The sequence below is a fragment of the Mycobacterium sp. DBP42 genome (genome assembly GCF_005924235.1).
Classification (GTDB): Bacteria; Actinomycetota; Actinomycetes; order Mycobacteriales; family Mycobacteriaceae; genus Mycobacterium; species Mycobacterium syngnathidarum.
The window spans coordinates 1-19463 of record NZ_VCMY01000029.1 but is presented as its reverse complement, the minus strand read 5'-3'; the positions used below and the strand labels follow the sequence as shown (position 1 = coordinate 19463).

At 61.0% G+C, this 19463-nt stretch carries 17 protein-coding genes and 2 pseudogenes; 13 read left to right on the top strand and 6 right to left on the bottom strand.

Annotated elements, in window-relative coordinates:
* Nucleotides 1–54: 54 nt before the first annotated feature.
* The 5 genes from E0T84_RS22190 to E0T84_RS22170 all read right to left on the bottom strand — a co-directional run bounded on the left by E0T84_RS22190 (nucleotide 55) and on the right by E0T84_RS22170 (nucleotide 4885).
* Nucleotides 55–1209: a thiolase family protein gene (locus tag E0T84_RS22190; RefSeq protein ID WP_099250707.1), complete on the bottom strand. Its 1155-nt coding sequence runs from the start codon at nucleotides 1207–1209 to the stop codon at nucleotides 55–57.
* Between the two features lie 100 nt (nucleotides 1210–1309).
* Entirely contained in the window at nucleotides 1310–2038 is a 729-nt protein-coding gene (locus E0T84_RS22185) for an enoyl-CoA hydratase-related protein (protein ID WP_095785383.1), read from the bottom strand.
* A gap of 19 nt (nucleotides 2039–2057) precedes the next feature.
* Entirely contained in the window at nucleotides 2058–2636 is a 579-nt protein-coding gene (locus E0T84_RS22180; RefSeq protein ID WP_171055140.1) for an acyl-CoA dehydrogenase family protein, read from the bottom strand.
* Nucleotides 2637–2698: 62 nt separating this feature from the next.
* Nucleotides 2699–4012 carry an IS256 family transposase gene (locus tag E0T84_RS22175; protein WP_019344575.1) on the bottom strand — a complete coding sequence of 438 codons (1314 nt, stop codon included), beginning with the start codon at nucleotides 4010–4012 and terminating at the stop codon, nucleotides 2699–2701.
* 39 nt (nucleotides 4013–4051) lie between these two features.
* Complete coding sequence (locus E0T84_RS22170) at nucleotides 4052–4885, bottom strand: MFS transporter (RefSeq protein WP_052773276.1); 834 nt, start codon at nucleotides 4883–4885, stop codon at nucleotides 4052–4054.
* Nucleotides 4886–5615: 730 nt separating this feature from the next.
* Between E0T84_RS22170 and E0T84_RS22165 the strand changes: the two genes are divergently transcribed.
* The 12 genes from E0T84_RS22165 (at nucleotide 5616) to E0T84_RS22110 (ending at nucleotide 18492) form a co-directional block, all read left to right on the top strand.
* A complete protein-coding gene (locus tag E0T84_RS22165) occupies nucleotides 5616–6509 on the top strand; it encodes an alpha/beta fold hydrolase (protein ID WP_158230643.1) in 894 nt (297 codons plus the stop codon).
* 361 nt (nucleotides 6510–6870) lie between these two features.
* On the top strand, nucleotides 6871–7317 hold the full coding sequence (locus E0T84_RS22160) for an ester cyclase (protein WP_138745569.1): 447 nt from the start codon (nucleotides 6871–6873) through the stop codon (nucleotides 7315–7317).
* A 798-nt stretch (nucleotides 7318–8115) separates the two neighbouring features.
* Nucleotides 8116–8982, top strand: coding sequence for an ABC transporter permease (locus E0T84_RS22155; RefSeq protein WP_064895169.1), 867 nt, complete (start codon nucleotides 8116–8118; stop codon nucleotides 8980–8982).
* A 3-nt stretch (nucleotides 8983–8985) separates the two neighbouring features.
* Entirely contained in the window at nucleotides 8986–9846 is an 861-nt protein-coding gene (locus tag E0T84_RS22150; protein WP_064895167.1) for an ABC transporter permease, read from the top strand.
* Between the two features lies 1 nt (nucleotide 9847).
* Nucleotides 9848–11386, top strand: a complete 1539-nt coding sequence (locus E0T84_RS22145) for an MlaD family protein (protein WP_138745568.1) — start codon at nucleotides 9848–9850, stop codon at nucleotides 11384–11386.
* Nucleotides 11387–11390: 4 nt separating this feature from the next.
* Nucleotides 11391–12434 carry an MCE family protein gene (locus E0T84_RS22140; protein WP_064895165.1) on the top strand — a complete coding sequence of 348 codons (1044 nt, stop codon included), beginning with the start codon at nucleotides 11391–11393 and terminating at the stop codon, nucleotides 12432–12434.
* 7 nt (nucleotides 12435–12441) lie between these two features.
* Nucleotides 12442–13488 carry an MCE family protein gene (locus E0T84_RS22135; protein WP_064895163.1) on the top strand — a complete coding sequence of 349 codons (1047 nt, stop codon included), beginning with the start codon at nucleotides 12442–12444 and terminating at the stop codon, nucleotides 13486–13488.
* Nucleotides 13485–14588: an MCE family protein gene (locus E0T84_RS22130; RefSeq protein ID WP_138745567.1), complete on the top strand. Its 1104-nt coding sequence runs from the start codon at nucleotides 13485–13487 to the stop codon at nucleotides 14586–14588. The genes E0T84_RS22135 and E0T84_RS22130 overlap by 4 nt, the downstream gene beginning before the upstream one ends.
* Nucleotides 14585–15706, top strand: coding sequence for an MCE family protein (locus E0T84_RS22125; protein WP_138745566.1), 1122 nt, complete (start codon nucleotides 14585–14587; stop codon nucleotides 15704–15706). Before E0T84_RS22130 ends, E0T84_RS22125 begins: the two co-directional genes overlap by 4 nt.
* Nucleotides 15703–16977 carry an MlaD family protein gene (locus tag E0T84_RS22120; protein WP_081281629.1) on the top strand — a complete coding sequence of 425 codons (1275 nt, stop codon included), beginning with the start codon at nucleotides 15703–15705 and terminating at the stop codon, nucleotides 16975–16977. The genes E0T84_RS22125 and E0T84_RS22120 overlap by 4 nt, the downstream gene beginning before the upstream one ends.
* Before the next feature lie 17 nt (nucleotides 16978–16994).
* A complete protein-coding gene (locus E0T84_RS32400; protein ID WP_064895156.1) occupies nucleotides 16995–17693 on the top strand; it encodes a hypothetical protein in 699 nt (232 codons plus the stop codon).
* 4 nt (nucleotides 17694–17697) lie between these two features.
* Complete coding sequence (locus E0T84_RS22110; protein WP_064895154.1) at nucleotides 17698–18492, top strand: RsiV family protein; 795 nt, start codon at nucleotides 17698–17700, stop codon at nucleotides 18490–18492.
* Nucleotides 18493–18615: 123 nt separating this feature from the next.
* Here the strand turns inward: E0T84_RS22110 and E0T84_RS31910 are convergent.
* Nucleotides 18616–18777: pseudogene (locus tag E0T84_RS31910) on the bottom strand (IS1634 family transposase); the annotation flags it as partial.
* 135 nt (nucleotides 18778–18912) lie between these two features.
* On the opposite strand from E0T84_RS31910, the pseudogene E0T84_RS22105 reads away from it, so the two are divergent.
* Nucleotides 18913–19335 (top strand): annotated as a pseudogene (locus E0T84_RS22105) (IS21 family transposase); the annotation flags it as partial.
* Nucleotides 19336–19463 lie beyond the last annotated feature (128 nt).

Genomic DNA, 19463 nt, shown 5'->3' with positions numbered 1-19463 from the left:
CCGACCACAGACCACCCGCCGGCCGAGACCGACGCCCCATCCGCGCGCGGTTGATCAGTCGATGAGCTCGACAATGGTCGCGTTGGCCATGCCGCCGCCTTCACACATGGTTTGCAGCCCAAAACGAATGCCCTGATCACGCAGGTGGTGCACGAGCCGGGTCATCAGGATCGCCCCCGACGCGCCCAGGGGATGCCCGACCGCGATCGCGCCGCCCAGCGGATTCACCCGCGCCGGATCGGCACCCGTCTCCGCCAGCCAGGCCAGCGGCACCGCCGCGAACGCCTCATTCACCTCAAACGCCCCGATATCACCGATGGACAACCCGCCACGGCGGAGCACCTTCGCCGTCGCCGGGATCGGTCCCGTCAGCATCACGACCGGATCATTTCCCGCCACCGCGCCGGCATGGTAGCGGACGACGGGGGACAGGCCGAGTTCTTTGGCCCGCTCCGGCGAGCTGACCAGCACGGCGGCGGCCCCGTCCGAGATCTGGGAGGCGTTACCGGCATGGATGACCCCGTTTTCGAGGAAGGACGGTGTCAGTTTCGCCAGCTTCTCGACGGTGCTGCCGCGGCGCACCCCTTCGTCGGCCGCCAGGCCGGGGGCTTCCGGGACCGCGACGAGCTGGCCGTCGAAGGCGCCGGCGTCGATAGCCGCCGCGGTCTTGGCGTGGCTCGCGCAGGCAAATTCGTCGAGTGTGCGCCGAGAAAAGCCCCATTTCGCCGCGATCATCTCGGCTCCACGGCCCTGATGGAAGGTCCCTCCCTCGAGGGCCGTCTCGTAGCGGCGTAGCAGCCGTGGCCCGTAGGGCAGCCCGACGTCGCGACCGGCGCCTAACGGAACCCTGCTCATGCACTCCACGCCGCCGGCGACGACGAGATCGTACTGGCCCGACATCACCATGGCGGCCGCGAAATCCAGCGCCTGCTGGCTGGAGCCGCAGGCCCGGTTGACGGTGGTGCCGGGCACGGTGTCGGGCCAGCCGGCGGCCAGCGCCGCGGAACGGCCCACGTTCGCCGACTGGTCACCGACCTGGTTCACGCAACCCCAGATGACGTCGTCGATCAGGGCAGGGTCCACCCCGGTGCGCTCGACCAGCGCCTCCAGCACCCGTGCGGACAGATCTACTGGGTGCACATCTGCCAGCGCACCGCCCCGCTTGCCGATGGGCGTCCGTATCGCTTCGACGATCACCGCCTCAGGCATGCCAACCTCCCATACCCATTACCGAATAATCTCTAATAAGCATTGTGATGATCACCTCTGACGTGATGGATCCAACTCCGGTTTCGTGCTCGCTTTACGTCTACCGTCGGCGCATTGACCACATTTGCGGGGCGCGCTCGGTCTGTACAGCCACGTCCCAGCCCAGTGCCGGCGGCCCTGTCTCCAGCCGGAAGGTGCGCGCCATGGCGCGGGCAAGCGAAGGGTCTTTCGCCGCTTCGCGGGCAAGTTCGAACGCCTGTTCCTCGACGGCCTCGTCGGCAACCGATTCCCACGCAAGGCCCAATTGCGCCGCGCGGTCTCCATCGATCTCCGCGCCACACAGCGCCATCGCGGCGGCCGCTTCGCGGCCGGCGAGGCGGGAGAGCAGCACGAAGTGTCCCCCGCCCGGGTGCAGACCGATGCGCTGGAAGCCCGACATCAGCCGCGCGGTGCGAGCGACGATCCGCAGGTCGGTGGCCAACGCGAGGTTCAGGCCCGCGCCGACGGCCGGGCCGCGCACGGCGGCAATCGTCACCGCCCGGATCGACCCGATCCGGGTGAACGCGGCATAGATGGCGGACAGGCTGGCATAGGTGCTCTCTTCGGCGGGGTCTGATCCAGCGTCGCCGAGCGTCGTGGTGTGCGCTCCCGCGCAGAACGATCCGCCGGAGCCGCGGATCACCAGCGCGCCGATGGAGTCGTCGGCGTCGATTCGATCGGCGGCGGCGACCAGTTCCCGGGACATCTCCGGTGTCAGCGCGTTGCGCCGCTGGGGCGCGGCCAGGGTGAGGGTGGCCACGCCGCTTTCGACGGTGAGCTCGATCTCCATGTTCCTCCGTTCAGGCGGGTTACATGCCGGTGATCGTCGGCCACAGCCCGTCGCCGCCGCCCGCGATGACAGCGCGGCCCAGCTCTCGGGCCCAGTGTTCGGCGGAGCCGCACTCTTCGCGCCAGGCCCACAGCCGGCGGGTCAGGTGATGTAGGCGGTGTTCCTGGGTAAACCCGATCGCCCCGTGTACCTGATGGGCAATCCGGGCCGCTGGTCCGGCCGCGGCGCTGGTACGCGCTTTGGCCGCGGCTATGGCCAAGGTCGCGCTGTGCGGATCGGCAGCCACTGCGGCGACCGCTGCCTGGGCGGCAGCGCCGGCACCCGCAGCCAGGCAGGCCAACTCCGCGATCTGATGGGCCACGGCCTGAAACTGCCCGATGGGCCGACCAAATTGGACCCGCTCCCCGGCGTAGCGCACCGTCGCGTCCAGCACTGCATCCAGGGCACCGGAGAGTTGGACCGCGCGGGCGAGCGCACCAAGTCGGCGCAGGTGGCCCGCGGTGCCTGGCGGAACTTCGGCAAGCGCTGAGCGGGGTATCCGGACTTCATCGGCAGCCAGGTCGTCGCGCGGCTCACCGGCCAGATTGTCGATGCTCACCAATCGGCAGTCGGCAGGGTCGACAAGCGGAGAAATAGTCAAATCCTGTGGATCGAGGGTCGTCAGGCGACCTCGGACACTGGGGTGTCGGGCGATGGTTCCGGGGTGATGTCGACCGGACGTTCGAGGAGCTTGCCCTGGTGGAACACTGCGCCGGCCCGCACCAACGCCACCAGGTGTGGTGCGTTGACCGCCCGCCACCGCGACTGCGCTGCTTCGATCAGCTTGTAGGCCATCGCCATGCCCGCCGCCCGTGATCCCGGGCCCTTGGTCACCCTGGTCCGAAGCCGAACCGTCGCGAAGGTCGATTCGATCGGGTTCGTGGTGCGTAGATGCACCCAGTGCTCGGCGGGATACCGGAAGTACTCGAGCAGCACGTCGGCGTCATCGACGATTTTCTTCACCGCTTTCGGGTACTTCGCGCTGTAGTCACGTTCGAACGCTGCGATCGCCAACTGCGCCTTGTCGATGTCCTCGGCCCCGATGATCTCCTTCATCGCCGCCAACGCACCCGGATGCGCCGATTTCGGGAGTGCAGCAAGAACGTTGGCTTGTTTGTGGAACCAGCAGCGTTGTTCGCGGGTGGCGGGGAACACCTCCCGCAGTGCCCGCCAGAATCCCAAAGCTCCGTCCCCGACCGCGAGCGCCGGCGCGCGCATCCCGCGGCGGCGGCAATCCCGCAGCAGGTCCGCCCAGGACTCGGTGGACTCTCGGTAGCCGTCGGCCAGGGCGACGAGTTCCTTGCGGCCGTCCGCCCGCACCCCGAGCATCACCAACAGGCAGAGCTTTTCCTGCTCGAGCCGGACTTTCAGGTGGATGCCGTCGACCCACAGGTACACGTAGTCGACCTGCGAGAGGTCCCTGGTGCCGAAGGCCTTCGCCTCGTCCTGCCACTGGGCCGTGAGCCGGGTGATCGAGGATGCGGACAGTCCGGCGCCGGTGCCGAGGAACTGTTCGAGCGCCGGCCCGAAGTCACTGGTTGACAGGCCGTGCAGGTACAGCAGCGGCAGCACCTCCGATACCTGCTCGGACTTGCGAGCCCAGGCGGGCAGGATCGCCGAGGAGAACCGCTTGCGCTCGCCGGTATCGGGGTCGATCCGCTTGTCGTTCACGCGGGGCGCCTTCACCGCCACCGCACCCGCCGAGGTCACGACCTCACGTTCGGCGTGGTATCCGTTGCGGACCACCAGTCGGTGGCCGTGTTCGTCGACCTCACCGGCATACCGGGCTACATAGTCGGCGACCTCGGCCTGCAACGCCGCGGCCAGCATCTGCCGGGCACCGTCGCGGACGATCTGGTCGAGCAACGACCGGCCCGCACCGGCCGCATTGCGGGTCTCGTTGGAGTCGTCGTTGTTGTCTACTACCGTGAGCACGGGCGTGCCTTCCCGCCAGCGCGCCAACGCTGGTCTTGATCAGAATTCGGATTCCTTGCAGATCATCTTCCGGGAAGGCACGCCCGCCCGGGATCCACAGGTTCTGATCATTGCTCTCGCGACCCCGATGGTCACGACTATCTCTCTCCAGAATTTTTTGATGCTAACCATCAATGGGTTGTGCACAACTGCATCACTCTTTTCGAGTGCCTCAAACGTGGGGGTCTCCTCGACTCCGAGGCGCAGCCACAGGGCTCCGAGAGTTGTGAATATGGCGAGAAGGAAGGGGATCCTCCATGCCCAAACGAAAATTTCTTCCTGAGTGAATACGGCTGACAGGACACCAATCGCTCCCGAGCTAAGCAATAGACCTCCAGCTGTACTTACCTGCTGCCAGCTTCCGTAGAGGCCGCGGTGCGCGGGCGGGGCCGACTCAACCATAAAGATGGCCGAGCCAGATGATTCGCCTCCAGCTGCGATGCCCTGGAGCAGGCGGAGAATTGTAAGTAGGATAGGCGCAGAAATTCCGATGGAGGCCTGGGTTGGCAGCACACCAATAAGTACCGTGCAAATACCGATGAGCAGGACTGAAGTAACGAGAGCCAAGCGCCGGCCGTAACGGTCTCCAATGTGGCCAAACAGCACGGCGCCCAGTGGCTTCGTGAGGTAGCCGGAGGCGAAGACGGCAAAGGTTAAGATCAACGCGCCGGTTCCGTTGTCAGAAAAGAAGAGCTTGGCGAGGATAACCGCCGAATAGCCATAAATCCCGATGTCATAACCCTCCAAGACATTACCGGCTGCGGCGGCGATGGCGGCACGGCGAGAGTGGGTACGTACCGACTCAGACTCGAATTTGGACAGTGTTTGTTTCATTGGTCAGTCTTCCTTCTCTAATAGGCGGAGGGTGAGAATGTCGAACTTCTCCATGTGTCTAATTCGCGATCACTGATGCATCCGACCACTTGAAGCGAAGTTGTGTCGAACACGCGACGGCATGTCGCGTCGCAGAAGCTTTTTGTCTCGCTCGAGAGCATTTTCACGTCGAAGGTCAATCTCTCTTCCTGGGGGAGATTGACCTGGCGCTGCATTCCAGTTGGAGCATGATGGCCTGTGGGCCACTGCCCTCTGTTAGGCAGAGAGTGACTCTGATGGGTGCTATCCACTCGCTCGTCGTTCGTCAATGGTTCCGCTCAATCCGGGCTTCGCAGCTCGTGGCGGTCGCCCGCCTACTCGATCGCGTTGACGCTGGCCAGGCGGCCCAGTGGAGCCGTGGAGAGCCAATGTCGAGTAGGCGCACGGATGTTGGTATGGCGCCTGGCAGCCAGCCGGTTGTGGTTGCTGTTGTATCGGCGTGTATTCACGTCAACCAAGGCGTACCAATCGGGATGGGCTCGGCGGGCCCCATCAGCAGCTGGCGCACAACGAGCGTCAACCGACGACCGGGATGTCGACGGCGATCGCGGGCGTTCAACTTGTCACCGGCGTTGAATCACGGATCCCTCTTGACAGAAGGCTTCTCTGTGTGACAGAAATGGCAGATACTCGCCCCATAGGCGAGCCAGTTGCTTTGATCAGGAGGCTTGAGTTGAACACAGACCTGTCCGTGAACTACATATCCGTCGGCGGAATCAGGACGCGCTATATCGATCAGGGCGAGGGTCCGGTCATCCTCCTGATCCACGGTGGCCACTCGGGTATGAGCATGCCGGGCGGCGGGGATGGTTGGGCTCCCGTCATCGCTCCTCTGGTCGACAAGGGCTTCCGCGTCGTGACCTTCGACAAGCTGGGGCAGGGAGAGACTGACCTCGCGCCGACGCATGCCGAGTGGACGTTCGATGCGGTGGTCAAGCACGCCAGGGGCTTCATCGACGCTCTGGGACTCGAGGACATGATTCTGGTCGGGCACTCGCGCGGTGGCCTGCTGGCGAGCAAGCTCGCTCTTGACATGCCGGAGTCGACCAAAGGTCTCTTCATCGTGTCGAGCGCGACGCTCGCTGGCACCGACGCTAAGTTCCGCGACGTTGAGTTCTACGACGCGATCACGCGTTCGCTTCCGGCGGACGCGTCTCCGGAGGAGATCTGCGGAGCCTACTTCCGTGCGCTGTACGTGACCCCGGTGCCGCAGGAACAAATCAATGCGGCCGCCGCTAAGTACGTCAAGGAGAACCACCAGAACGCCCTCAAGACCTACCCGATGGTTGAGAAGAAATACTGGGAGCCGAGTCTTCAGGCGGCGAAGGACGACATCCGCGCTCGCCTCTTCGCCGGCGAGGTCAATATTCCCGTCGAAGTCGTCTGGGGCCGCGACGATCGCTCGGCGCCGGTTGACCTGGGCATCGCCTTCTACCAGAAGCTCGCCCTCGTCTCGGAGACCACGAGCCTGCACATCCTGGGAACCGCGGGCCACAACGTCTTCGCGGAGCGAACCGAGGACTTCGTTCGAATCCTGGCGGACTACGCAGGCCGTCGCAGCGCCAGCTATGCGACGCGTCGTTGATGGTGATCCTGGGGAACTATCCCGCTTGACGGGGTCTTCGAGTCCGTGCCGGATTGGCGCAGCGCGCCCAGATCGTGCTGCTGGCTTCGGCGTGCGAGTCGAACACCGCGATCGCGGACAAACTGGCCTGTATCTCTTGAAGTGGCCCCCCTGTTCGTGTCCGGTTTCCGGCGACCACGGTGGGCTCTGGGAGAGGGGCCGAAGACAGCGGCGGTTTTCGGCTGGGCGTGATGTGCCCGTGAAAGAGATCGCGGCGCCCGTGGCTCCGTCCTCCCCGGACGAACCCGGTTGAGGGAATTGTTGCCCGGGCTGGTGTGCCGGTTGCGCTCAGCGCGCCGGGCCGGCCCGGCGCAGGCGCCGGATGACGCACAAGCGCGCGATGGATCGTTCCGCGTTTATCCCAGAGTTCTTTTCCCATGTGGACGCCAAGGAGTTCAACTGGGTGAAGGCGCAACTCGCCGATGACTGCCTCATCGCCGACCCCGGCATGTGCGCGCGCGGACCCCAAGCAGTCGTGGACTGGATGTCCAGCTTTATGCGGGCGTTTCCCGACATGCAGCACAGGCCATTCCAGATCCTCGCAGACGACGACCAAGCCGCATTCCTCATCGAGATAACCGGCAACCACACCGGCTCACTGGCCTTGTCTGACGGCAACGTCCTCCCGCCGACCGGTCGCGCACTCAAACTGACTATCAGCGAGTTTTGGAAGTTCACCGAAGGTAAGGTCAGCGAGTACCGGGTGATCTATGACAGAATCGAATTCCTGGCGCAGATCGGCATCGACGCGGTACCCGCAGCGCAATAGGGACCATCGAGATCGAGTTCGACAACGTCGCACTTGTGGTTCAGTCCCCACATGACGGCGGCGTTAGTTCTCACCGATGGCCGTTTCGTCAGATCCGTGGTGGTAGAGGCGAGTTCGACATCGCTGGCGATGGTGATGTCGCGGATTGCACGGATTGCGCGGCATTGCTTGACCAGGAGGCGTCACCTGAATACGCGCCGTGTAGCGGTGGCGACCATTCATCGGGCCACGGCCTATGTGGTTTTGCGATAGCCTTCGCGTTTGCAATCACTTGCTGCGAGATGGTTGCTCTCCCGACTTTGGCGAGCGCGAGGCGATCCCATCATTACCCGCCGCCTGCGCCTCGACGCCTGTTCAATGACGGAACCAACCGGTCATTTGAGGCACTGGAGTCGCGGTGCCATCGCAGTGAAGGGCAGGCCGTATATCACCCGCGCGTTGTCACTAATGGTTCGACCACCAGCCATGCGGGACACTACGTTTCGAATGTAATTGTCACCGCTGAAGCCAAACTCTAGACCTTCCTTGGCATAGCCCGAATGTCGGCGCCACTCCGAGGTCGACAGCATTCACCCCCGCCGAGGCGGATCAAAGTCGCGGCGGTTCCAGCATGTAGATATTTGCCGTAACGCTTGCATGCCCAACAGCACCTGTGCATACTAACCGTACGCACGGTCGGTACTCGGGCAATTGGTCTCGCGGACGTCCCCGACGCGCAGGCATTGATGCCCCGCGTAGCAATCAGGAGGATCCAACAATGTTCACTTCCACCCCGTTTGGTCTACGCTGCGGCTTCCTATGACATTCTCCGAATCCGGCTCCGCGACAACGGGAACCCGCGATGCCATAGGCGAGGTTGCGGATGGGGCGCGCAGGTACATTGCGTCCCACCCGTTGATGTCGTTGGGGACATTGGGCGGACAGGCCGTACTAGCGGTGCGCACTGTTCAGTGCTTGTTCACCGATGCACTCGCTCGCCGCTTCCAGTTCCGAGAGTTCATACAGCAGGCCGCATTCATGGCCTCAACAGCCTTTGTCCCAACAATATTCGTGACGATTCCGATCGGTGTAACACTGGCGATCCAGTTCAGCTTGTTGGCAGGACAAGTGGGCGCAACGTCGCTGGCGGGAGCTGCCACAGGGCTCGCAGTCATCCGCCAAGGTGCGCCACTCGTTGCAGCTGTCTTGTTGGCAGCCGCGGTAGGTTCGGCAGTCTGCGCAGACCTGGGATCCCGAACGATGCGTGAAGAGATCGACGCGATGACGGTGATGGGAGTTTCGCCGATCCACCGCCTGGTAGTTCCGCGTTTTGCGGCTGTGATCATTGTGGGAATAGCACTGACTGGCTTAACCAGCTTTGTAGGCTTCCTCGCCGGCTACACATTCAACGTCTACATGCAAAACGGCACGCCGGGATCTTTTGTCGCGACGTTCTCCTCGTTCGCAACGATCGGCGACTTGCTGTTGGCGCTCGCCAAGGCAGTGGTCTTCGGCGCCATTGTGGCGATCGTGAGTTGCCACAAAGGCTTGAGCACTCGCGGTGGGCCCGCCGGAGTCGCCAACTCGGTGAACGCAGCAGTCGTCGAGTCGATACTGCTACTGATGACTGTCAACGTGGTCATGACCCAGCTGTATATCATCGTTTTCCCCAAAGCGAGTTTCTAGCCCATGACGGCACCCACCCGGTTCCGCCCGCCAGTGACGCAGATGGTGGCAAGCTCCGCGCTCGTCGCAGGACTGGTCGTGGCAAAAGCCGGCCACATCAGCTACTTCTTCCGCAACATCCTGTTATCGATCCCCCTTGTCGTGCGCCGCTATCGAAAAGAGTTCACGCGGGTACTGGTCGATATCAGCTGGGGCAACGGCTCGATTGTGGTTGGTGGCGGGACCATAGGCGTTGCGATCGTGTTGGGCGCCACAGCGGGCGCGCTGATCAGCGTGGAGGGATTCAACGCCTTGAATCTGCTTGGGCTGGGCCCAGCCACCGGGCTGATTTCCTCGTTTGTCGGTACCCGTGAGCTGGCGCCTGTGATGATTGGGTTGGCATTCGCGACCCAGGCAGGCTGTCGATTTACCGCACAATTAGGCGCAATGCGCATCAACGAGGAGATCGATGCCCTTGACACCCTTGGCGTCAACTCAGTTGCATACCTGGTAACAACCCGAGTGGCCGCGGCTGTCACAGCCGCCGTTCCGCTGTTTCTCGTATGTCTTGCGGCGGCGTACGTTTCGGCTGAAATGGTTGCGGCGGCGGTAAGCGACCACTCTGTCGGTACCTATATGCACTACTTCAGTCTGGGTGCAAGCGGACGTGACGTCTTCTTTGCCGTGGTCAAGGCCGTGGTGTTTGTCTTCGCAGCATCCACGATGCAGTGCTACTACGGCTACTACGCGAGCGGTGGCCCAGCCGGCGTCGGTGTCGCCGCCGGGAGGGCGATGCGCGCCAGCATCACTGTCGTGATCATCGTGAACATGCTTCTCACTATGGCGCTTTGGAGCGTCGACTCTGGCGCCAGGTTCGGAGGGTAGCGTGACAAATTCCTTCGACACTGACTCCCGCGGCCCATCCAATCGGCGTCTGTTCGTCGCGGGAGTTTGCTTTCTCACCGTCATCGGTAGCGTCATCGCGTTGTGTCTCATGAAGTCTCAAGGAAGGCTCGACAACATAGTTCGTGTGACCGCTGAGCTGATGAACGTGGGCGACGGTCTTCCTGCGAAGTCAGATGTCAAGTTTCGAGGCGTACTTGTAGGCGAAGTTAGCGACGTCGAGCTTTCCGGCGTAGGACGACCGTACATTGTTCGAATCAACCTCAAACCCAATCATGCATCCAGCATCCCCGACACGGTCACGGCGCGAGTTGTTCCGTCCAACGTCTTCGCGGTTTCGTCGGTGCAATTGGTCTCGAACGGGCTGGACCTGTCTCCGCTGCGCTCTGGCTCAGTGATACGCGAGGATCACACCCTACCCACGGTTTTGTTCCAGTCTTTGTTAACCAAAGTTCGCGAATTACTCAAGTCAGTGAGCCGAGATGACAACGACAACACCATCGGTGTGCTCGCAGCTCTCAGCGGCGCGGCCGAAAGCCGCGGCAGTAGCATCCGTGCGGCGGGCAGCGACCTCCACCACATTGTTACGCAGCTGAATAATGTTGTCGGCGATAACAATGACCCCACCACCATATCGGCACTCGCGACTGCGGCCAATGCGCTACGACAAGCTGAGCCAGTTCTGAGCGACGCTCTCGACGAGGCGATCGCACCCATGCGTGCACTGACCGAAACGCGATCTCAGTTGACTAACTTGATCTCGGCAGGCACCAATACGACTACAACACTTGGTGAGGCGTTCGATAACCACACCGACCGTCTTATTGCCATTACCACCCAGTTGACCCCTGTTATCGGCACGCTCGCCGACAACTCCGATGAATTCACACCGATCGCAACCAGGATGACGAGAACGGCCGAACGCGTCGAGGCCAATTACGACACCGAAAGACACAACTACGTCATCAAGGCAATCGTCAGTCTGGCGCCTTTCCGACAATACGTCCGCGCTGATTGCCCCCGTTACGGAGAACTCGAGGGGCCAAGTTGTCAAACAGCGCCAGAGGTACCGACTGCGCCCGATCTGTTGCCGGCATTAGGATCAATGGGAATCCCACCACCGAATGGGATCACGGAGAATCGACCGAATCTTGCTCCACCGCGTGATTCGGTTCGGCACGCCGGCGACGTACCTGGCGGGATTCCTCCGAGCGCTCACCCCACCCCTGGCCCGCCAATCTCAGATCCCGGCAGTTCGCTCGCGCCCACGGAAGCATCGGCCCCAGAAACAGTGATTACGACTCCTTCTGATAAGCCCGAGGAGGCCTCGTCCGAAACGTTCGGGCTGCCACAGAATTACGAACAGGAGTACGGAGGGAGTGTCGGCCCGGTCGGCAGCGTCGCCGAGAACTCCCAGTTGAGCCAAGTAGTAGGCCGCGAGGCCGATTCGGCAGTTCAACTTCTACTCGGACCGGTGTTGCGGGGCGCGGCGGTACACATCACTCCGGACACAGGAAGGTAGAAGATTGAGCATCCGAAAGTCATCGATCGGTCTTGTCATCTTTCTGGTTTTGTGCATATCGGCCACGTGGCTCGTATCTGTGACGTTGCTGCGCCAGGTCAGCGGGCCAGTCGCTACCTATTCGGCGATATTCACGAATGTCGCCGGCCTACATCCTGGAGATGACGTTCGAGTCGCGGGTGTACGCGTCGGCCGTGTAGATGAAATCTCACTGGAGAAAGATGCCCTGGCAAAAGTAACGTTCCGCGTCCAGCGGGAGCAAACCCTTTACACCGACACCGTTGCATCCGTCACCTACCAAAATATCGTCGGACAGCGTTATATGGGCCTGTCTCCTGGCCAGGACATTAGTCGGCGCATCCTCGGTGATCACGGTCAGATACCCGTCGAGCAAACCGAGCCATCATTTGACATTACTCACCTATTGCGTGGATTTGAACCGCTCTTCGCACTGCTCGATCCGAGTCAAGTAGAAAATCTCACCAACGGAATTATTCAAGCTTTGCAAGGGGATAGTGGCTCGGTCCTTGCATTGATCACGCAGACATCCGCTCTGGCTGAGCTGTTCGCTGGCCCCGATCAGCTCCTGGGCGAGGTCATCGCCAATCTGAATAACACGATGACCATGCTGGCGAACCAAAACGCCAATCTTCAATCGATCATCACCCATACCCGCGAGTTGATGGTAGGGCTGGGGAACCGGCGCGCAGATTTGGCTGCAGCGGTCGGTTCTATCGCCACAACTGTGAACAGACTTGGGGCGATATCGGCCAGCATACAGCCAGACCTCAGCGCAATGATGACACGAGAGCCCGGCCTCTCCGCACACCTCACCGCCGACGCTCGTGAGCGGTTCTCATACTTCGGCGCAAATTTGCCAGCCATGCTTAAAGGTGTCGCTCGCTCTATGCAATCCGGTGCCTACGTCGACGTGTATGCGTGCGACATGAATATAACGATCTTCGATTTCCTCGGTCGGCTCGTCCCTCGAATCGTGCGAGCTGCGACCCCCGGCAACACCATCAAGAACACCCCGATCTGCAGGTAGGTCCAGAATGATCATCAGACGAGCACTCGGGCGCCTAAGCCTCACGCGCCCCATTGAGGACTACAACAAGATTGCCATCGGCACGGTCGCACTGGTCGTCATGGTTGCGGTAGTGGGCGCAGTTGCCTTAACGGGCGCATTGAATCTCGGCAAGACGATATATCGTGCCGAATTCGCTCAAGCAGCCTCTGTACGCGAGGACGACCCGGTAACCATCGCCGGTATCTCCGTCGGCCATGTCGATGCCCTCACGTTGGCCGGCGATCGGGTTGAGATGAGATTGTCGATCGACAAGGGCGTCTACCTGGGCAGCGATACGAAGGCGGCTATCAAACTCACTACCCTACTGGGGTCCCGCTACATCGAGTTGACTCCCGGCCGTTCGGGCAGCCTCCAAGGCCACACGATCCCTCTCTCCAATACGTCGGCGCCTTATGACCTACAGACTGCCTTAGCCGATGCCACAACGACGTTCGATCAGGTTGATGCCGATCAAATCGCCAACTCATTGACCACTGTGTCGCGCAGCCTTGACGGTCTTCCTCAAGCGTTGCCTGACGCACTGCGGAATCTGAAGTCGCTGTCCCGCATCATCTCCGATCGGCGGGGTCAGATTGGCACACTACTCTCCAGCACCGACAAGCTCGCCGCAACAATCAGGGACCAGAAAGCCAACCTGGGGATGCTCGTCCTGCAAGGTCGAGACCTGATCGGCGAGATCACGACTCGTCGCGCGGCCATTGAACGACTGTTCGAAGGCACGACTGCCTTGGCGCACACGTTATCCCGAATCCTGACGGACGAGCACGCTCTCAACGAAATGCTAGACAGTGTGCGCGACTTCACGCGAATGATCGCCGAGCATGACGCGCTGTTCCGCAATACACTGCAGGCCCTCCCGATCGCCATGCGTAACATCGCCAACGCTACGGGGAGTGGCACCGGAATCGATGGAACATTTTCATCCGGCCCACTCATCGACTCATGGATGTGCGCAATCAGCGGCCGTGCCGAACAATTCGGATTGGTCGAGTATTTCGAGGATTGCGCATGAGTAGAAGGACATTGGTCTGGCTCACTGCCGTGATTGCCGCCGCCCTCGCCGTTGCCACGACTTTGATAACCAACCGCGCTGGCACCCAACCAATCACGGTGACTGCTCATTTCGAGGACGCGATCGGGCTTTACGAAGGCAACACCGTTGCTGTGCTAGGTATGCAGGTCGGACATGTTGACCGCATCACGACGAAGGGTGATTCCGTCGAAGTCACGCTCGTGCTCGACGACGGGGTCGACATACCCGCTGATGTTCAGGCAGTCACTGTGTCCACGTCGATTCTCACAGACCGACATGTTGAACTTACGCCCCCCTATCGCGGAGGTCCGAAGCTAGGCGACGGAGACGTCATCGGCCTCGGGCGTACCCGTACTCCCGTGGAATTCGACAGGACACTTGCCATGATCGACCGGCTAGCAGTCGCCCTCCGCGGAAACGGCGAGGGCTCTGGGCCGTTGGCCGATCTGGTGAATGTCGGCGCGCAGATCGCGACGGACAACGGTGAGGATCTCAAGAGCACGCTGAGCGAACTGTCATCAGCCCTACGGCTCGAGACCGATCACGGGGCCCGCACCAAAGAGAACATTAATACGATTGCCACCAGCCTCGACATACTCACGCAATCCGCCGCAGAGAACGAGCAGACGATCCGAGAGTTCGGATCAAACGTGCACCAGCTCAGCGACATCCTGGCCGACGAAAGCCTAGGCACTGGCACGACGGGCTCCAAGATCAACCAAATTCTGATGCAAGTTGCATCGGTGCTGGAATCCAGACGTGACGGACTGAAGACGACTGCCGCCGACTCAAGGGCCATCACCCAAGCACTGGTCGACTACCAACGTGAGGTCGCAGAGTTCTTCAACCTCGCGCCAATGACACTCGACAACGTCTGGAATGCCATCGACGCCGACAATGGCGCCGTCCGACTGCACGCCCTCGCCGACAAGATTCTCTTCGACAGCCAGCTCAGCAAAGAAATGTGTAATCTCATCGGCCTCAAACAGCTCGGCTGCGCCACAGGCACACTCCGCGACTACGGACCCGATTTCGGCCTCACCGGAATGCTGGAACTCATGGCGGGAGTGGAGAAATGACGTCTCTGCTGGGCACCCACGTAACTCGCCGCTATCGCAACGTACTGTCTATCGGGCTGATCGCGGTCTTGTCCGGTTGTTCGTCCGGACTAGAAAGCCTCCCGCTGAGTTCTCCTTCAGTAGGTGGCGAGACCTACACGTTGACTGCGGTTTTCACTAATGCACTAAACTTGCCGGCTCATGCGAAGGTGAAGGTCGGTGGCGCTGACATCGGCGTGGTTGAGAAGATTCAAGCCAAGGAGTTCACCGCACAGATAACTATGCGCATACGTGAGGACGTCTCGATCTACGACGGCGCAACCGTTGAGCTTAGGTCGGCCACGCCCCTCGGCGATCTCTTCGTCGCAGTCCAGCCTCATCCGGACCAACAGTCGGCTAGCACACCGTTGGCCGACGGAGACGTCATTCCCTTGGCTGCAACATCGGCTGGTGCCACCGTCGAGGAGTTGCTCAGTTCAGCTGCTGTGCTTGTCAATGGCGGGGTGATCCGCAGCTTAACCCACATCCTCAACGGCGCCGGCTCGGCCGTCGGGGACAGTGGAACGAAGATCGCCGACCTGCTCCATCAGTCGAACAGATTGATTGCACAACTCAACGCACGCTCAGATGAGATCACAGAGGCCCTGCACCGCACATCCGAACTGGCGTCTAGCTTGTCCGCACGTCAGCACACGATCAATGCTGCGCTCGCAGCTGCAGATCCAGCGATCGCAGTGATCTCCGATAACCGCGATCAGATCGTGACTTTGATCGGTTCTGTTGCCCGCACTACGCGGCAACTATCGCGATTTCCGTCGTTACAAGGCACTGATTCCCGCAGCCTCATTGCCGACTTGAATAGGCTGAGTGACGCATTCAACGACGCAAGCATCGACCCCAACACGTCGCTGACGACCTTCAATCGAATCGTCCCAAGGCTTCTCAAGTTGACCTCCGGCGCCAACCTCCATGCCGCAGGGGACGTAGAACAGATCGCACTTGGCGCTCTACCAGATATGAACTATCCAGGTGATCCGATGACGCACGGTCCGGACGGCACCGACTGGCATGCGATGATCGGTAGTTTGCGGTATCAATGGAATCTCTTGCTGAATAGAATTTACGGGCCTCAGCGATGAGCGTGCCGAATATCTTCCAGCGATGCGCCGGTGCCGCCGTCGACTCAGTGCAAGCCATACGCGCCCGTCGTACAGCGGTCGCTCTTGCGGGCCTGTTCCTCACTCTCACTGCTGCATTCGGCTACATATCGTTGGGTACGTTCGGATACAATCCGGTCCGCGCGACAGTTGGTCTGCGCATTCAGCTGTCAGAGTCAGGCGGGCTCCTCGCCAGTCAAGATGTGACACTGCGAGGCGTCCAGATTGGCAAAGTCCTTGCTGTACAAGTCGATGGCGATGGAGTGGTAGCCGAGATCGAGATCGACCCAGACCTCCAGATTCCCAAGGACGCGGCGTTCCGGGTCTCCGGCCTTTCTCCCGCCGGCGAGCAGTACCTAGACATCCGGCCCGCAAACGGTACCGGGCCGTTCCTTCGTGACGGCGACACGGTCAGCGCAACTCAGACTGACATCCCCGTGCAGTTTCATCGTCTGGTGACAGACGCTGAAGGCCTTCTTGCACAGCTTGATCCAGCGAAGCTCTCAGCAATGACGAAGGAGATGGGCGTAGGGGCGGCAGGACCGGAGAAGCTTTCGGCCATCTTCGATGGCGGAATTTTCCTCATTTCGACACTGGATTCTGTCCTCCCAGAAACCGTTCGGGTCATTCGCAATAGCCGTACGATTTTCACGATGGTGTCCGACGCCAATTCCGAGCTGCTCGAAACGGCGACGGACGTCCGTGAAATCGTAGCGGGAGCCAACCGGATGGAGGGGGGCTACCGTCAATTGGTCGGTACGGGAAGTCGGCCACTCACCGCTCTGGACGCTGTCATTGCGGACAACTCCGAAACCATGGTCCAGTTGCTCGGCAACCTGACCACCATCGCGCAGTTGTCCTATGTGAGGGTACCTGCGCTCAAAGCTCTGTTCCCGCCACTGGAGCAACGGGGTTCGGTGATCGATGCGGTAGCGTCGACTTTCCGCGATGGAGGAGTCTGGGAGATCGTCGACCCCTACCCACGCTATTCCTGCGACTACAACCTGCCGCGACGTCCCCCATCACAGGCGGACTTTCCCGAGCCGTACAGGTATACGTACTGCAATAATCCTGATCCCGCGGTACTTATTCGGGGCGCGCGCAATGCGCCGCGGCCTCCCGGCGACGACACTGATCGGCCACCGCCAGGCCACGATCCCCTCGCAACCACCGACCCAGCACCCGTGGGGCCCAACACTATCCCGACACCCTATGGGGGGCCGCCCAAGAACCTGGCGCCACCGCCGAAGTAAAACGCATAGGAGGCACGATGTTCAGCCGGACCAGAACCAAGGATGTGTTCGATCAGATCAACGGGAGCAACGACTGTGACGAGAATGAGCATAGTTCCGGCGACAAGGACGTCGATCAATCACCCGAGAACCACGATGCAGGTGAGGTGACAGGCGTTGATCCCACGGACGATCCCGATGATCAACACCAATCTGTCGACCTAGACGACCCTGCTACCGAGAGTCGGCTTGGTCGGGGTTCCCGGACGACCCTCATCGGCGCCGTGTTGCTAGTGGCGCTGCTCCTCGCAGTGGGCACGGCGGCTTTCTTTGGGTGGCAGGTCAAACGCCAACACGATCTAGTCGCGACGGGTCGTGAAGCACTCGCAGTTGCCAATGATTATGGGGTTACCCTGACGAGTATCGACAGCGCCAAGGTCGATGAGAACTACGCGAAGGTACTCCAGGGTGCAACTGGCGAGTTCAAGGATCTTTACACCCAGTCGGCTGCCCAACTTCGGCAGTTGCTTATCGACAACAAAGCTGTAAGCCACGGCGTGGTCGTGGATTCAGCGGTCAAGTCAGTCACCCCTGACAAGGTGGAAGTGCTCCTCTTCATAGATCAATCAATAAGCAATGCAGTCAACCCAGAGCCGCGGATCGACCGTAGCCGGGTTACGATCGTTCTCGAACGCATCGATAACCGCTGGCTCGCAAGTAAAGTGGATATCAAGTAGCGCAATGGGTACAACTGGCTTACGGATCGCGCTCGCTATTGCATGCGTCACTGCGGTTGCCGGCGCATCATCAGCTCACGCCGACACCCTGTGCAACGCGGTGTTCGGAGGCCAATGGGAAGCGCAGGACGACAACTGTACGACCTTCATTCGTTCGCAACGGGAAGCTGTCCTCGCTCTGAAAGTTGTGGTTCCACAAGACCTGGTCGGCCATCCGCACATGGGGCCACCAATCGTAGAGTATTTGCGTGATCGCGTCTTGTCCTGGCGCACAGCGGGTTCGAGCATGGTTCGTGCTAGCGATGTCTCAATAGACTACAGCGCGCACTCCCATCGAGCTCTGAGGTCCGTCGTATTTCGCGAGACTCAGCAGACCGTAGGCAACAACGCAAACAATGCTGTCAGGAGTTTCGTTTTTGACCTCGGCACCGGCAATCAACTATCGCTTGCCGACCTGTTCAAGCCCGGAATCGACCCGCTCACGGCCTTACCGCCCCTGGCCCGGCCGTTTCTCGAAGAATCGCTCGCCACGGCACGGCCGCCACACGTTGTCGGCGCATACCCTTTCATCGTCGACCGGTTCGAACCGCAGGTTGATGGCTCAGGCTACTCAGAGAATTACCGAGCATTTGCGTTGACATCGAGTGAACTGATTCTTTTCATGCCTGATCGACCGATGTCGCGCGAGAACCCGATGCCACACAACCAGTTGGTGTGGTCGATGGACGGCGGGGCCGTTCAAACCCATATCCCTCTCGAGGCACTCTCGTCGATCCTCCGCCAAGATTTGACGATCTGAATCTCGACGGAGGAAGTTTCGGCAGCGTGGCGTGGAGTTTTTCCCAGAGGCCTTCATACCGTCCTCGGGAAGGTGCGCCCACTTTCACGCCCCCATCCCGAGGCTCATCCACAGGTTCTGATCATTGCTCTGGAAGTGGGACTCTAAGTCTTTGGGCGCCTTGGTCACTCGGGAGCCGACGATGAACAACAGCCCCAGCTCATCGAGGGCTGTGAGGTTCGCCGCGGAGAGCATCCCGGCATCAGCAGCCACCACCAGCGGTGTGCCGGCGAGGCCGTGGCGTTGACGGCGCTCGCTGAAATTCCCCAGTAACGCTCATTGAAATTCCCCACCTGTGTGGCACCGCCAATGAGGGCGGGTCTCCCTTGATGCTGATGGTCTCTGACCACGCATCTGCTATCAAAGGAGACCCGCTTTCTCATGCTGACATGGGAGGAAGATGTGGAAGTACATGCCCTGCGCAAACGAGGCTGGACGATCTCGGCGATCGCCAGGCATACCAAGCGTGACCGCAAGACCGTCCGGGCGTATCTGAACGGCACCAGCACCCCTGGAGTGCGCAAACGCTCCGCGGTGGACGCGTTCGAGGTGTTCGTCGCTTACATCACCGCACGTTTGCTCGACGATCCGCACCTCTGGGTGCGCACGCTGTGCGATGAACTCGAAGAGCTCGGGTACACGATGTCGTATCAGACGGTGACCCGCCAGATCCGCGACCGCAAGCTGCGCCCGGTGTGCCAGGCCTGCCTGACCGCGACCGAGCGACCTAACGCCGTCATCGAACATCCGCCCGGTGAAGAGACACAATGGGATTGGCTGGATCTACCGAACCCACCGGCGGCGTGAGCAATGATCAGAACCTGTGGATGAGCCTCGGTGAGGGGGCGTGAAAGTGGGCGCACCTTCCCGAGGATGATCTGAATATCCGAAGGTCCGATCATGAGCCGGCGTTGGCGCGCTGGTTCGGGAAG

Coding starts and splice junctions, on each gene's coding strand:
- E0T84_RS22190 (WP_099250707.1), bottom strand. CDS start 1,209: ATGCCTGAGGCGGTGATCGTCGAAGCGATACGGACGCCCATCGGCAAG.
- E0T84_RS22185 (WP_095785383.1), bottom strand. CDS start 2,038: ATGGAGATCGAGCTCACCGTCGAAAGCGGCGTGGCCACCCTCACCCTG.
- E0T84_RS22170 (WP_052773276.1), bottom strand. CDS start 4,885: ATGAAACAAACACTGTCCAAATTCGAGTCTGAGTCGGTACGTACCCAC.
- E0T84_RS22160 (WP_138745569.1), top strand. CDS start 6,871: ATGACGCACAAGCGCGCGATGGATCGTTCCGCGTTTATCCCAGAGTTC.
- E0T84_RS22155 (WP_064895169.1), top strand. CDS start 8,116: ATGACATTCTCCGAATCCGGCTCCGCGACAACGGGAACCCGCGATGCC.
- E0T84_RS22150 (WP_064895167.1), top strand. CDS start 8,986: ATGACGGCACCCACCCGGTTCCGCCCGCCAGTGACGCAGATGGTGGCA.
- E0T84_RS22135 (WP_064895163.1), top strand. CDS start 12,442: ATGATCATCAGACGAGCACTCGGGCGCCTAAGCCTCACGCGCCCCATT.
- E0T84_RS22130 (WP_138745567.1), top strand. CDS start 13,485: ATGAGTAGAAGGACATTGGTCTGGCTCACTGCCGTGATTGCCGCCGCC.
- E0T84_RS22125 (WP_138745566.1), top strand. CDS start 14,585: ATGACGTCTCTGCTGGGCACCCACGTAACTCGCCGCTATCGCAACGTA.
- E0T84_RS22120 (WP_081281629.1), top strand. CDS start 15,703: ATGAGCGTGCCGAATATCTTCCAGCGATGCGCCGGTGCCGCCGTCGAC.
- E0T84_RS32400 (WP_064895156.1), top strand. CDS start 16,995: ATGTTCAGCCGGACCAGAACCAAGGATGTGTTCGATCAGATCAACGGG.
- E0T84_RS22110 (WP_064895154.1), top strand. CDS start 17,698: ATGGGTACAACTGGCTTACGGATCGCGCTCGCTATTGCATGCGTCACT.